Source organism: Micrococcales bacterium (assembly GCA_009784895.1).
Taxonomy (GTDB): Bacteria; Actinomycetota; Actinomycetes; order Actinomycetales; family WQXJ01; genus WQXJ01.
In genome coordinates this window covers 1-14096 of sequence record WQXJ01000052.1, presented here as the reverse complement: position 1 = coordinate 14096, position 14096 = coordinate 1, and the positions used below count along the sequence as shown (strand labels likewise).

Annotated in this window: 9 protein-coding genes; 7 read left to right on the top strand and 2 right to left on the bottom strand. The window is 61.5% G+C overall.

The features are described from left to right. The first annotated feature begins 31 nt into the window (after window positions 1–31). From FWD29_08535 to FWD29_08520, 4 genes are all read left to right on the top strand, one after another. The gene (locus FWD29_08535; GenBank protein MCL2803976.1) at window positions 32–6898 is read left to right on the top strand and encodes an Ig-like domain-containing protein; all 6867 of its coding nucleotides are present in this window, start codon (window positions 32–34) and stop codon (window positions 6896–6898) included. Window positions 6899–7334: 436 nt separating this feature from the next. Beyond that, window positions 7335–7808, top strand: coding sequence for a transcription elongation factor GreA (greA, locus tag FWD29_08530; protein ID MCL2803975.1), 474 nt, complete (start codon window positions 7335–7337; stop codon window positions 7806–7808). Between the two features lie 27 nt (window positions 7809–7835). Then, window positions 7836–8483 (top strand): Maf family nucleotide pyrophosphatase, encoded by a 648-nt coding sequence (locus FWD29_08525; GenBank protein MCL2803974.1) that lies wholly within the window; start codon window positions 7836–7838, stop codon window positions 8481–8483. A gap of 79 nt (window positions 8484–8562) precedes the next feature. Beyond that, complete coding sequence (locus tag FWD29_08520; protein MCL2803973.1) at window positions 8563–10335, top strand: biotin/lipoyl-binding protein; 1773 nt, start codon at window positions 8563–8565, stop codon at window positions 10333–10335. Here the strand turns inward: FWD29_08520 and FWD29_08515 are convergent. Next, a complete protein-coding gene (locus FWD29_08515) occupies window positions 10332–10715 on the bottom strand; it encodes a type II toxin-antitoxin system VapC family toxin (GenBank protein ID MCL2803972.1) in 384 nt (127 codons plus the stop codon). The genes FWD29_08520 and FWD29_08515 overlap by 4 nt on opposite strands. Further along, on the bottom strand, window positions 10712–10975 hold the full coding sequence (locus FWD29_08510; protein ID MCL2803971.1) for a hypothetical protein: 264 nt from the start codon (window positions 10973–10975) through the stop codon (window positions 10712–10714). The genes FWD29_08515 and FWD29_08510 overlap by 4 nt, the downstream gene beginning before the upstream one ends. Before the next feature lie 566 nt (window positions 10976–11541). On the opposite strand from FWD29_08510, the gene FWD29_08505 reads away from it, so the two are divergent. The 3 genes from FWD29_08505 to FWD29_08495 all read left to right on the top strand — a co-directional run. Next, window positions 11542–11946, top strand: coding sequence for a peptidoglycan-binding protein (locus tag FWD29_08505; GenBank protein ID MCL2803970.1), 405 nt, complete (start codon window positions 11542–11544; stop codon window positions 11944–11946). Between the two features lie 256 nt (window positions 11947–12202). Beyond that, window positions 12203–13114 (top strand): hypothetical protein, encoded by a 912-nt coding sequence (locus tag FWD29_08500; protein MCL2803969.1) that lies wholly within the window; start codon window positions 12203–12205, stop codon window positions 13112–13114. A gap of 295 nt (window positions 13115–13409) precedes the next feature. Next, on the top strand, window positions 13410–14096 hold a 687-nt coding region (locus FWD29_08495; GenBank protein MCL2803968.1), incomplete at its 3' end, for a hypothetical protein.

Below are 14096 nucleotides of genomic sequence, written 5' to 3'. Positions count from 1 at the left end.
CAACACATACAACTCGTTAGGCTATATGGATGTGAATGTTGAGACCCACGCCTCTGACGGTACCAATATCGCCAGGGTCCTCTACGCTAACCAAAAGGCCCCTGACTGGAGGCAGTCATTCCATGCTAACCGGGCAAACTTCTTTGCGTTGCCGGACGTGGATACCGACTCGGCCATCATGGTCTACGACGACCACCAACTGATGTACTCCGACCCCATTGTGGTGGCGGCTTTGGCCTCGCCGCCTTTCTTTGGCGACCTGGGGGCTGTGGATGACAACCATACCGGTGGTTACACGGAGTACGCCACCGCCAAGGGGCAAGGTGGCTCAAACAGCAAGTCCCAGACCTTCAATTTGGGAGGTTACGTGGCCTTTGAGTTGGGTACCGGGGCAGGCATGTTCGGGGAGAGCGTCAAAGCCGCCATAGAGGTTGAGGCTAGCTACAACCACGGCTGGACCTGGGAAAGCGAACAAAGGTCAATGATCGAGTTTGAGAAGGGCTTTTACACCGACGGCGGGCAGGATTCGGTGGTAATCTACGCGGTGCCACAGGATATGTATCTCTATAAGCTCTATTCTCCCAAGCTCCAGGGCAACCAGATTGTCTATGAGGAAAGCGAGGTCTTGGTGGTGGTGCCCTATGACCCCTGTTATTCTGTCTTGCCTCTGGATGAATACACCAAGGTTCGAGCCAGCTACCCCGAACTCCTCCCGAATATTGCTGGGGACGTCTTCAAGCACACATTGGGCGTGCCGGGCAGCTATCCGGCCAGCGCAGCCGGCTACCGCAATGCGCTGACCTCGGCGGCGGCCAACAACTATGCCCCGGGTGCTTCCGGAATACGCGACACCATTTCAATGAGCCAGGAATCGTCAGAGGGTACCGTCAGTGTCAACCAGGTGGGCCTAAAGGCCGGCGGCGGCGTTGAAGTCAAGGGCAATTTCGTCGATGTTAAGTTGATGATAGGTGTCACCCTTGGTTACGATGACGAAAGAGGTGAAGCCACGATTGACACCTCAGGTGTGACCTATGAGGGCAGCGTCCGCGGACCGCTTCCAGCCACGACCAACGGGGATAAGTACGGTTTCAATTGGCGACTAATGGAATACCAGTACCAAGGGTTACAGGACTTCCCAGTTGTTACTTATGCCGTGTCTAACGTCAGGAGCCCGGCTGGATTGCCGGGCGATTATGGTGTCTTGGGTACCACGGAGGATACCGTGACGTTGTACTGGGAACCAAGTCCGGAAGACACTCTAACTGGCAACGCTATTTACAACGTGTACCGCGTGACCACTAGCAGCGTCAGCCCTACTCCAGTCAATAGTGTTGTTAATCCTATTGACTACGACGCATCACAGGGTATTTATACAATCACACAAAGCGGGCTCAACCCACAAACTCAATACCGGTACGTCATAAATGCGACCCGAGCCAGTGACTCTTCTTCCACCAGTACCTACAGCGCTTGGATCGACGCATGGACTACGCCCGCCGGGGCGTCGGTCTATTTTGACCCGCCACCATCTGATATTGAACTGGGTACGACCAGCCAACTTACAGCCACGCTGAACGCGGCGGGCTTTGAGGTTGACAGCTACGAATGGCAGAAGAAATCTGCTACGGGCAATAGCTGGACACCAGTCAGCGGGACAGGCTTTGGCCCAAGTCGAAGTGGCACCAATTTCTCACTGACGTTCAACTCACCCTCGTCAAGCTTCGAGGGCGTCTACCGACTGGTAGTGGACTACACGCAGGGTCTCAACACCTGGACCATAGTGTCCGATCCAGCCACTGTGACATTCAGCAAGATGAGTTCCGCCACAGAGATTGACGGCACCCCCAATGTAGATCCCATGGGATTTGCGGAGCTGCGGGCCCGGGTCACTGGGGCCGGGCCAACCCCGACGGGTGATGTTCAATTCAGTGTGACTCACACCACAACAGGCACCACTGCCCACGCCAACGGCAGAGTCAATGCACTTGGCATAGCCTTAGCCGAAGTGCGTCTTCCAGTTGTGGGTGACTACACCGTTACCGCGACCTATCGGGGTAACGATTTGTACAACGGCAGCGACAGCGCATCAAAGTCGTTCGCAAAGCTAAGAAGGTTTCTTGGTTTTGAGTTCCTGGATCCAATCACAGGCGTCCCCAATGGCACCGCCAAGACCGCAGGGGCTTTGGGTTTGCCTGACCAGGTAACGGCCATCACGGACGACGGCAATGTGCTTGTTCCGGTGACTTGGGACGTGTCTTCGAGCACCTATGGCCCTGCCTTGGTCAGCCAGCAGACCTTCACAGTTAGTGGCCAGGTAGCGCTTGGAGACCTTCAAGACGCCGGGATGGATGTCGTGCCCCCAACGCCGTACAAATCGACCAGCATCAGCGTGACGGTCGAGGCGTCAGGCACCACCACGGCCAACCGACTGCTCAGCATTACCCAGCCCTCCGCCATCGTCGGCCTGCCCAACGGCACCGCAGCCTTCGCGGCTGCTCTGGGGCTGCCGGACACCGTGATCATGGTGACTGATGACGGAGATGTGCCAGCCAACGTGACCTGGAATGTGAGTTACAGTCCGTATGACTCGAATATGTTGTTTGAGCAGAACTTCGACGTTTATGGACATGTCACCCTGCCGGACGGTGTGACCAACCCACTGGACGTGGCCCTGACGGCCATGGTCAATGTGACGGTGGCAGCAGATGCCGGGGCGGCCACCCGTCTGGTGACCGTCACCAGTGCCGGGACTGGCGCCAGCGGTTCAGGTAGCTACATTGCCGGTGAAGCAGTCACCATCGATGCCGGGACAGCCCCAGCGGGCCAGCGTTTTGTCGAATGGACTACTGAGGACGTGGCGGAAGAGTTCATTGCGAATGTGCGGAGCCAAAGCACCTACTTCTTGATGCCCAACAACGACGTGACGTTCACAGCCGTGTTCGAGGACGCGCTCTACTCCAATAGCGGCACTATTACCGGAAGTGACGCGCCTGGAGGCCTGGAGGCCACCTTGCAGCTCAAGGACTCCAGCGGCGCCAGCATCGGATCGCCCGTGACGGCCAACACCGATGGGCGGTATTTCATTGACAACGTGCCGCTCGGGACGGGTTACACCATTGCGGTGACCATGGCTGGATACCAACCCGGCACCATCGCAGCCTTTGACGTTGCCGATCATGTCGATGGCTTGGATCTGGTGCTGCAAAAGACCCTGACCATTGATGGCACGCTGAATCTGGCGGTTGCCGCCGCGACCGGTCAATTGACCGCTTCGGTCACCGGTGGCAGCGGCACCTATTCCTACGCCTGGTCGGTGGCGGGGCAGGGCACCACCCTGAACGGCACGGCTAGCGGCAGCACTTACACGCCGGCGGCCAGCGAGTTGGGCAAGGCGATCACCTGCACGGCCACTAAAGCCGGTACTGCCGGTGAGTTGACGGCCAGCCAGACGGTCTACAAGGTCGAAGTGACGGCATCGGGCGCCACGGGCACAGACGCCGTCTCGATCGCTGCGCCCTACGGCAAGTTGGGTGACACGATCCAGTTGGCCTACACGCTGGCCAACGCGGGCTCGGCGAGCAACACGCTGACCTATTCCGGGACAGCGACCCTACCCGGACAGGTGAGCGTCCCCGGGAGCGGCACGTCTAGCTACGCCATTGCGGCGGGCGATGCCGCGGCGAACGGTGTCATCTCCATGACGGCGGCCTTTGCCCACAGCGACGTTCCGGTGGTACCCGTCTCATCGATCACCGTGACGGGCGCGGGCGGCGCAACTGCCATAACCGCTAGTGGCGGCACACTGCAAATGTCGGCCACAGTGCTGCCAGCAGACGCAACCAACAACGCAGTCACGTGGTCTGTGACTAGCGGCACGGGCAGCGCCTCCATCAGCGCCAGCGGCTTGTTGACCGCGGTCAGTGACGGCACGGTTACGGTGAGAGCCACGGCCAACGACGGTTCTAACACTGAAGGCACGCTTGTCATCACCATCACCGGCCAAACCGCCAACTACCAGCTGACGGTGAACTCCGGCACCGGTTCCGGCGCCTACGCCGCTGGTACGCCAGTCGAAATCACGGCTGATGCGCCGGCATCGGGCATGGTCTTTGACACCTGGACTGGGGGCAATGGCGGGACCTTCACCAACGCCAACAACGCCACCACCACCTTCACCATGCCGGCCAACAACGCCACGGTCACAGCCACCTACAAGCCGGACACGCCGGCGCCAGTGCTGGTGACAGCCATTTCGATTACCGGTGGAACGGCTATCACGGCCAAGGACGGCACTTTGCAGCTAACGGCCAACGTCACCCCGGCAGGCGCCACAGACAAGTCCGTGACCTGGAGCATCGATGCCGGCGCGGCCGCCGCCAGCGTCGATGCCGGGGGCTTGGTAACAGCCTTGGCTGATGGCACTGTGACGGTCAGGGCAACCGCCAACGACGGTTCAGGTGTGTTCGGGACCACGGACATCACCATTACCGGCCAAACCACCACCTACCAGTTGACGGTCAGCTCCGGTATTGGCGCGGGCAGCTTCGCCTCTGGCACGCCAGTCGCGATTACTGCCAATGCGCCGCCGCTGGGCATGATCTTCGACACTTGGACCGGTGGCAACGGCGGTGTCTTCGACAACGCCAACAACGCCACCACCACCTTCACCATGCCGGCCAACAACGCCACGGTCACAGCCACCTACAAACCGACAATGCCTGCGATAGTACTGGTCACAGGCATCACAGTTAGCGGTGGCACGGCTATCACGGCCAAGGATGGCACCCTGCAACTAACGGCGGATGTGACACCGGCCAATGCCACCAACAAGTCGGTGTCGTGGACCGTGGTCTCCGGCGCGGCCGCCGCCAGCGTTGATGCTGGGGGCCTGGTAACCGCCCTAGCTGACGGCACGGTCACGGTTCGGGTGACCGCGATGGATGGTTCGGCTGTCTACCAAGACACCACCATCACCGTCACCGGCCAAACCGCCACCTACGTGCTGACGGTGAACTCCGGTACCGGTTCCGGCTCCTACGCCGCCGGAACGCCGGTGGTGATCACAGCTGATGCGCCAGCATCGGGTTTGGTCTTTGACGCATGGACCGGCGGCAACGGTGGGGCCATGGCCAACGCCAACAGCGCCACCACCAGCTTCACCATGCCGGCCAACGACGCCACGGTTACAGCCACCTACAAACCGGCAACGCCGGGGACAGTTCCGGTGACGGGTATTTCGATTGGCGGCGGCACAACCATTACCACATTGGGGGGCACGCTAGTCCTCTTTGTTGACATCACCCCGGCAGATGCCACTGACAAGGCGGTGGAGTGGACCATTGTTTCCGGCGGGGCGTTCGCCAGCGTTGATGCTGGGGGCCTTGTGACGGCCTTGGCTGATGGCACGGTAACGGTCAGGGCGACCGCGCTTGATGGTTCGGCTACCTACCAAGACCACACCATCACCATCACCGGCCAAACCGCCAACTTCCAGTTGACGGTCAACTCCGGCACCGGTTCGGGCGACTACGCCGCTGGCACGCCGGTAGTAATCACGGCCAATGCGCCACCTGCAGACATGGTCTTCGACACCTGGACTGGTGGCAACGGCGGGACCTTCGCCAACGCCAACAACGCCACCACCAGCTTCACCATGCCGGGCAACAACGCCACGGTGACGGCCACCTACAAGGCAGCACCAGTGGTACCAGTGCCGGTAACTGGCATTTCGATCACCGGTGGCGCGGCAATTTCCATCAACGGCGGCACCCTGCAGTTGACGGCCAACGTCACCCCGGCAGACGCCACCAACCAGGCCGTGTCGTGGACCGTGGTTTCCGGTGCGGGATTCGCCAGCGTTGATGCGGCAGGTTTGGTCACCGCCATTGCCAACGGCACGGTGACCATCAGGGCGACCGCGCTTGATGGTTCGGCTATCTACCAAGACACCACCATCACCGTCACCGGCCGAATCACCACCTACCAGCTGACGGTGAACTCCGGTACCGGTTCTGGTAGTTACGCTGCTGGCACGCCGGTGGCGATCACGGCTAACGCGCCGGCGGCAGGCATGGTCTTTGACCGGTGGACCGGTGTTGGCGGCGGGACCTTCGCCCTTGCCACCAGCTCCACCACCACGTTCACCATGCCGGCCAACGACGCCGCGGCGACGGCCACCTACAAGCCGGCGACGCCTGGGACAGTACCGGTGACGGGCATCGCCATCACCGGTGGCACGGCAATTTCCGTCGACGGCGGCACGCTGCAACTTGCGGCTAACGTCGCCCCGGCTGATGCCACCAACAAGGCGGTTTCGTGGACCTTGATCTCCGGCGCGGCCTTCGCCAGCGTTGATGTGGGAGGTTTAGTCACCGCCATTGCCAATGGCACGGTGACCATCCGGGCGGCTGCTCTTGATGGTTCGGGCACCTACCAAGACGTCACCATCACCATCACCGGCCAAACCGGCGGCGTTGGCCCGCCACCAGTCACCTACCGGGTGCTGGAGCACTTCGGCACCTGGCCGGGCAGTGGGGGCGCCAAGGCTCGGGTTGACGCGGATCACGGCAAGTTTGTTCGCCTGGTCAAGGCCGGGGTGGAAGTCGATCCCAAGCATTACGCCGTGACCCAGGGCAGCACCGTCATTACCTTTAATGAGGCATATTTGAAGACCCTTTCTGCCGGGACTCACGTCTACCAGGCTGTCTTCAGCGATGGCACCAGCGAGAGTATCGTGCTGACAATCAGCGCACCAACTGTGCCAGGCAACCCAGTCAAGTCGCATTCAAGCTTGTCATTTACAGGCACCGAAACGGCCTCCGCGACGGCCATCTTGGCTGTGATGCTGGTGGCCGTGGGGCTAATCATGGTGATGGTTAGGCGCCGCCACCGGTTGTAGAGGCTCGGGCTTGGTAGCCGCAACCGGCTGGCCGACTGGTTGCGGCTGTTGCCCGATGCCGGCCCGCCGGCTGGCACGGGGAGCTGGCGGGTTGGCCATGGGTTGGCAACCGGGATGCGCGGCCCGCGAGACGTGCTTGATCTACCACAACCGCCCCCCAGACGTGTTCGATCTATCAAGGCCCAGCCGGCACCAGTGCAAACTTCCTGGTCACAACAACAGATCCGAGGAAGGCTAGTAGATCCACCACGACTCGCTTGGCTTCCTTATGGATCCACCACGGCTCGCGCGGGGAAAGGCCAATAACAGGAGCAGAAATACCGGCAATCAGGTCATAGTTGTTCTACCATTGACGTTTCGCGCCGTACCCGCCATTGGGGCCGGGCCTGGCGCTGACTTGGATCAGTACCCGATTAGACAACCCGGAGTAACAGCGATGACCACCTGGCTAACCAAACAGGCTTTCGACCGCCTGCAAGAGGAGTTGGCCCACCTCCAAGGCGAGGCCATGGCCAAGATAGTCAGCCGGATCGAGGCCGCCAGAGCCGAAGGCGACCTGAAGGAAAACGGTGGCTACCACGCCGCCCGCGAGGAACAGGCCAAGCTAGCCGGCCGGATCGCCCAGCTCAAGGCTCTGCTCAAAACCGCCCAGGTCGGTGAAGCGCCGGTCGACGCTTCGGTGGTGGCCTCCGGCACTGTGGTCACCGCCAACGTGGCCGGCAACGAAATGAAGTTCCTGCTCGGCTCGCGCGAGGCGGCGGCCGATTTGGACGTTGATGTCTATTCGGAGGCCAGCCCGCTGGGCAAGGCCATCCTGGGGGCCAAACCAGGCGAAGAGCGCAGCTACACCACCCCAACCGGCAAAGAAGTTGCCGTCAAGGTCCTCGCCGTAGCCCCCTTCGGCACCTGAGCGGCAAAGCGACCGATGCCTGGCCTAATGCCTGAGGCGCCGGCCCCGGTGCGGCTGGTGCTGGCCTCGGCCTCGCCGGCCCGGCTGGCTACTCTCAAGGCGGCCGGGATTGAGCCCTCGGTGATGGTCTCGTCAATCAACGAAGACGAGCTGCTGACACAGGCCCAAGCCGGCCAGCCCAACCTGGACCCCAAACAGCAGGTCGAACTGCTGGCTCGGGCCAAAGCTGAAGACGTCGCCCGCCACTGCGGCCCGGCCCTGGTGTTGGGCTGCGACTCAATGCTGGAACTCGACGGCGAAGTACTGGGCAAACCCACTGGCCCGGAAGATGCCTGCCGCCGGATCCGCCAACAGGCCGGGCGGGCAGCCACCTTACACACCGGACACCACCTAATTGACGCCCGAGGCCCCGAGGCCAGGCAAACCGGTGGGACGGCATCGGCCATTGTGCGATTTGGCCAAATGACTGACCAGGAGATCAAAGCCTATGTCGCCACCGGCGAGCCACTCAATGTGGCCGGCGCCTTCACCATTGACGCCTTAGGCGGGCCGTTCATCGACGGCGTGGACGGCGACCCGCACGCCGTGGTGGGACTGTCGCTGCCGCTGCTGCGCACACTTCTGGATGGCCTGGGGTTGTCAATTCTTCAGCTTTGGCGACCGGGTCTGTTGTAGGGATGCCACAAACCGCCCCGCCGCGCCCTGGTTGCTAGCGGCAGGGCCGCCTGGGCCGGGTTCGCGTTAGCGTGGCTGAGTGCCAAAAGTGACCAAGGTGCTGATCGCCAACCGGGGCGAGATTGCCGTGCGGATCGCTCGGGCCTGCGCCGATGCCGGCCTGACCTCAGTCGCGGTCTACTCACCTGAGGACCGCGATGCGTTGCATGTGCGGATGGCAGATCAAGCCTTTGCCTTGGACGGCGAATCGGTGGCTGAAACATACCTCTCAATCGAGGCGGTTTTGGCGGCGGCCACCAAGTCTGGTGCGGACACGGTCCATCCCGGCTACGGCTTTTTGGCCGAATCTCCGGCCTTCGCCCGGGCGGTGGTGGCGGCCGGGCTGACTTGGGTGGGGCCAACGGCCAAGGCACTTGAGACCCTGGGTAATAAGGTGGCGGCCCGGGCGGTGGCGGCCTCAGTCGGAGCACCATTGGTGGCGGCCAGCCCGCCGGTGGCCGCGGCCAGTGACGTCACTGACTTCGCCCGCCAGCACGGACTTCCACTGCTGATCAAGGCTTCGCACGGCGGCGGCGGGCGCGGCATGCGAGTCATCGACTCGCTCGACGGTGTTGACGAGGCCCTGGCCGCAGCCAAGCGCGAAGCCAAACTGGCTTTCGACAACGGCGAGGTTTTTGTTGAACAGTACGTCACCCGGCCGCGCCACATCGAAACACAATGCCTGGCCGATGCCGGTGGCACCGTGGCAGTGGTTTCGACCCGGGACTGCACTGTCCAGCGCCGGCACCAAAAGCTGATTGAGGAGGCGCCGGCCCCTGGGCTCAGCCCGTGCCAGCTCGAACAGGTGACCGGGGCCTCGCGCGCCATCCTGCAGGCCGTTGGCTACAAGGGCGCTGCCACCTGTGAGTTCCTGCTGGATTCCGACGGTTCGGTTTTCTTCATGGAGGTCAACCCGCGCTTGCAGGTCGAACACCCGGTGACTGAAGCGGTCACTGGAGTTGACCTGGTGCGTGAACAATTCCGCTTGGCGGCTGGCGAGGCTCTGGGCTACGAATCAGTTCCAGTGACGGGCCACGCCATTGAGTTCAGGATCAATGGTGAGGACCCGGCCAATGGCTTTTTGCCGGTCCCTGGCACGCTGACCGATTTGCGCCTGCCCGGCGGCCCGGGCGTGCGCTGCGACTTTGGCTATGAGATCGGCGACGCCTTGACCGGATCGTATGACTCGCTGATTGGCAAGGTGATAGTCTCTGGCGCCTCGCGTCAACAGGCCTTGGAGCGTTCGCGCCGGGCTTTGCGTGAGTTCAAGGCCGATGGCGTCGCCACAGTTCGCAACTTCCACCGGGCAGTGGTCGAGACGGCCGATTTCGCCGATGACTTCTCGATCCACACCGGCTGGCTCGAATCTGAGTTTGCTTTGACCCTGGCCGAACTAGCACCAGCCACCGTCAACGAATCCGGCCTGCCCTCGCCTGAACCGACCGCCCGGATGGTGGTCCAAGTCGACGGCAAACGCCTCGAAGTGATCCTGCCGGCAGCCCTGACCGCCGCCGGTGTTGGCTTGGCGGGCGGGGCGGCCGCTCCGCGTCGCTCCGCCCGCAAGACAGCCGGCACCAAACTGGGCCGGGGCAGCGACGGCCAGGTGACCGCGCCAATGCAAGGCACGGTCATCCGGGTAGCGGTGACCGAAGGCCAGGCGGTGGCCGAGGGTGACGTGCTGATTGTGCTCGAGGCCATGAAAATGGAACAGCCACTGGCCGCCCCCACCGCCGGCGTGGTCCAATCGCTTAGCGCCCAGCCAGGCGCGAGGGTCGCCGCCGGCCAAGTCCTGTGCGTGGTGGCGCCGAACTAGTCGACCACCGTGATACCCAGCTGCCGGGCGGCCTTGGCTAGGTCCTGGTCGAAGGTGGCGAGGGTTAGGCCCTTGGCCAGCGCCGCGACCAGCGCACAGCAGTCTGGCAGCTTTAGGCCGGTTTGGTGGCGGACTTCGGCCAGGCGAAGGGGCTCTTGATCCGCCGTGGCGTAAGCCGTGATACCCATCGCCTCGATGCTGGACAGGGTCCTGGCCGTTTCGCCCACCCGGACCGCTCCCACTAGAACCTCTGCCAAGTTGATGCTGTGGATCTGCATCTCGCCGGGCCGCCCGGCCGCCACAATGGCTGTGGCCCGTTTGTGATGCCGGTCCTGGCCATCTAACAGCGCGATTAGGCAACTGGCGTCAAGCGTGATCATTCGGGCCAGTCTTGGCGCAAGTTCTGGAGATAACCTGGGCCAAACGCACCGGTCAGGCAGCCCGCGGCGGCCTCGACCCGATGGGCATGTTCAAGTTGGGCCTGGTCTAGTTCAAGCTCGAGGCTGCGAGCGCCAGCACCAATTACGTCCAGCAGCAGCTTTGACCTGGGTTTGTCCGGCCAGCGCTGGGCCGCAAGGTCAATGGCGCGTCGAACCGGTGGGGTTTCAGTGACCTGATACCTGGGTAGGGCCGTTGGCATAGGCCAAGTGTACCACCTAGGTGCTAGTGTGTCACCAACGCCCTGACCCAGCCCCGCGAGACCTGCTCGATCTGCCGGAGCACAGGAAGTGCTCGGAGCGAAACCCCAGGTGACAGCGATAGGGTTGGCGACGACCCGACAGATCCACCGGGTCTCGCGAAGACGTGGCCCGGCCAGGTGGCTGCACCAGTCCCAAAGGTCCCATGTTTCGGACCCGAAGCTGGCTCCCGGCGCCTCCAAGCCCACCACCTGCGGATTCTCCAAGATCCTCTACCAAATACGAAAACCCGTGACCGAATTGTTACCCAACCCATTCCGCTCGATCGGTGGCTGCGTGCTAGCTTGGAGCCAAGGACTGGGGCGGCAGTATTACAACCGGTTCGCTACTGTTCCTGGGCTCGCATTTTGCCTACGCTTGCCATAGTTGAAAAGACACTTCCTATTCCAATTGAATCAGCCCAATTACCTTACGACAGACAAGGAATAACGAAAATGTCGAATAAACTCTCTCTCTACCTATTAGGCGAGTCGGCGCGTCGCTGATTGCGGCCGCTTTTCTCGCTGCTATGTTAGTCGCGGCCGGCCCGGCGGCCAAAAACGAAGCGCAAGCTGCAGTTCTAAAAACCCCTTGCTCCACCTACATCTCGGCAATCGGCTTCTACAAGCAATTCAATGTCTACGTACCAACTCTATCCACGGCCAACAGTGTCGCAGCCCGCCGGTGCATCTTGGGCCTGGGAAACCAGGGCATGGGTGTGAAGGTTCTCCAACAGACGCTGGCCGTTTGCTATGGGAAGCCCCTCACCTATGATGGCATTTTTGGTGCTAACACTAAGGCTGCGGTGGTTTATGCCCAAAAGGTCTCGTCCACAATCCAGGACGGTATCTATGGCCCTGGAACACATGACGCGATCAAGCATATTAGGGTTGGTGGCGGTGCCTGTGATTATGACCGAGTCTGGGCCGTGTAGCGAACTAGACATGCGCCAGCATGTTTTGCGGTCTGCCGTGGTTGGTCTGATCGGAACGCTCATTCTCTCGGGGTGCGCCCACGGTCAGACCCCACGGCCGGCCGCACCAATCCCTAGCAGTTCTGGCCCGTCTCAAGATACCGAGGCGACAACTGGTGGCGCGCCTGTTGCTCGAGACTGGCAGCGGCTACCGGACGACACGCCTTTGGCGCCGTATCGCAAGTATCTGGAGGGACCACAGGCCGACGCGGAAAAGATGAGAGCAGAGCTCTCCGCAGTTCAGGACGCTCGTGAGAGCATCGTCAGCGGCTGCATGAAACAGGCTGGGTTTGACTATTTCCCAGTTCCGTTCGGCGGTTCGATGACCGAGCAGGAAGACGGTTGGCTGGTTCGAGGGTGGATGTTGTTTGTCCCTGTCCTGGCTGACGACCGGGACACAGTCGAGAAGTGGGGATACGGGACCAGCGCGGAAGCCACAGGCATGGACGACATCCTGGGGGACACCGACCCCAAGTTCGTCGAGGCCACACTAAAGAACCAGGAGTATCAGGATTCACTGTCGGCCACAGCCAGAAAGCAATACAACCTTGCACTTGTCGGTGCAGAGGAGATACAAGAGGGTGCGATGCTTCCGGACGGCGCCGGCTGTTTTGGACAAGCCCATTCGGCTGTTCCGGGGGATGCGCCCAGCACAAGGGCATATACCCAATTCATGGAGGCTTTTGAAGACTTGAGGCGATCAGTGGTCCAGGTCACCATTTGGGACATGGGCGTAGATCCGCGGGCTGTGGCCCTGGACAAGGAATGGGCTACCTGCATGGCGGCCGGGGGCACCAACTTGCCATCTGAAAGGTTTGATCGAGACCCTAGACGGCTCTCTGATGCGTCTCTGCTAAACCGGTTTTCGCCGGCCACAGTGTATTTCTACGGGGCAGGGTTGGACCAGGACGGCCGCGAGATCGTCGACTGGGCTGACGGCCAAACGCCTGCCCAACATGCCTATCCGGCCCAGGTCGAGATTGCTCTGGCCGATTTCGACTGCCGGGAGGAACTGGATTACATGAACCGGATCATGGCAATCCAAATTGACGTGGAGCAGGCGTTTGTCGACTCAAACAAAGTGCGTTTGGATGAGCTTGAGTCGGCTGCAACGCGGAATGGCTATTAGCATCAATCTGGAGTCACCAATGATCGAATGTTCATCGCGTACGAAATCAGCACCAGCCACTACTGCGACCCCGATCACGCGGCAAATTAGCCCAGTCCCATCGCAAGTGGAGAATGTTGTGACGACGTCGCGCCGGCCTGCCACCTGTTGGCTGGCTGGCGCCATTGCCTGCCTGGTGTTGGCGGGTTGCACAGGTACCGGAAGGGACGGCGCCTCGGACAGGAAACCGCCCCCCAGCGATTCCGGGAACAGCTCCTCCGAACCATGGCCGGAAGGGGCGCCTAGGGCCAGTGGAGTGACCGATCTTGGTGTACCGATGCCACTGGACCCCTACCGGCCGTATCTGAACGGACCTGCTGTAGACGTGAAAGAGTTCGTCCAGAAGCAAATTGACGACAACGACAAAAGAGAAGCAGTCGTCGCGGAATGCATGAAGAGAGCCGGCTTTGAGTACCACCCCATACCTTTTGGCGGCTCCCGAAATGGCAGAGACCTAACCGGAGACGGCGGCCTATTGGGCAGTTCGTGGTTTTCGCCTTCGCGTACGCCTATCTCGTGGTTGGATGACGACCGCGCAGTTGTGGCCAACTGGGGTTATGGCCTCTCGGACCGTTTGCCGGAAGACCCAACCGAGGAGGAGCACGAGAGACTTGATTTTGATCCTATGTTCTACGTCGTGACCAAGCAAAATGACGATTACCGCAGGTCGCTTAGCGCGCACGGTCAAGCCGAATACGACATGGCGTTGTTGGGTCACCTTGGTGACGACGAAGCGAAGCTTGCGGACTTGGGGGGCTGTCTGGCCGAGGGCGAGGCCGCCCAACCGTCCACGAGCGGCCTGCCAAATCAGGACTTCCTCAACCAGTATGCCGACATGCTCGACAAGGTTGTCCAAATCACAATATGGGACGTGCCAAGCCATCCCGAGATGGTCAGGGCACACGACGACTGGAACCAGTGCCTGATCGGCATGGGGGTCGAT

Coding starts and splice junctions, on each gene's coding strand:
- greA (MCL2803975.1), top strand. CDS start 7,335: ATGACCACCTGGCTAACCAAACAGGCTTTCGACCGCCTGCAAGAGGAG.
- FWD29_08525 (MCL2803974.1), top strand. CDS start 7,836: ATGCCTGAGGCGCCGGCCCCGGTGCGGCTGGTGCTGGCCTCGGCCTCG.
- FWD29_08515 (MCL2803972.1), bottom strand. CDS start 10,715: ATGATCACGCTTGACGCCAGTTGCCTAATCGCGCTGTTAGATGGCCAG.
- FWD29_08510 (MCL2803971.1), bottom strand. CDS start 10,975: ATGCCAACGGCCCTACCCAGGTATCAGGTCACTGAAACCCCACCGGTT.
- FWD29_08505 (MCL2803970.1), top strand. CDS start 11,542: ATGTTAGTCGCGGCCGGCCCGGCGGCCAAAAACGAAGCGCAAGCTGCA.
- FWD29_08500 (MCL2803969.1), top strand. CDS start 12,203: ATGAGAGCAGAGCTCTCCGCAGTTCAGGACGCTCGTGAGAGCATCGTC.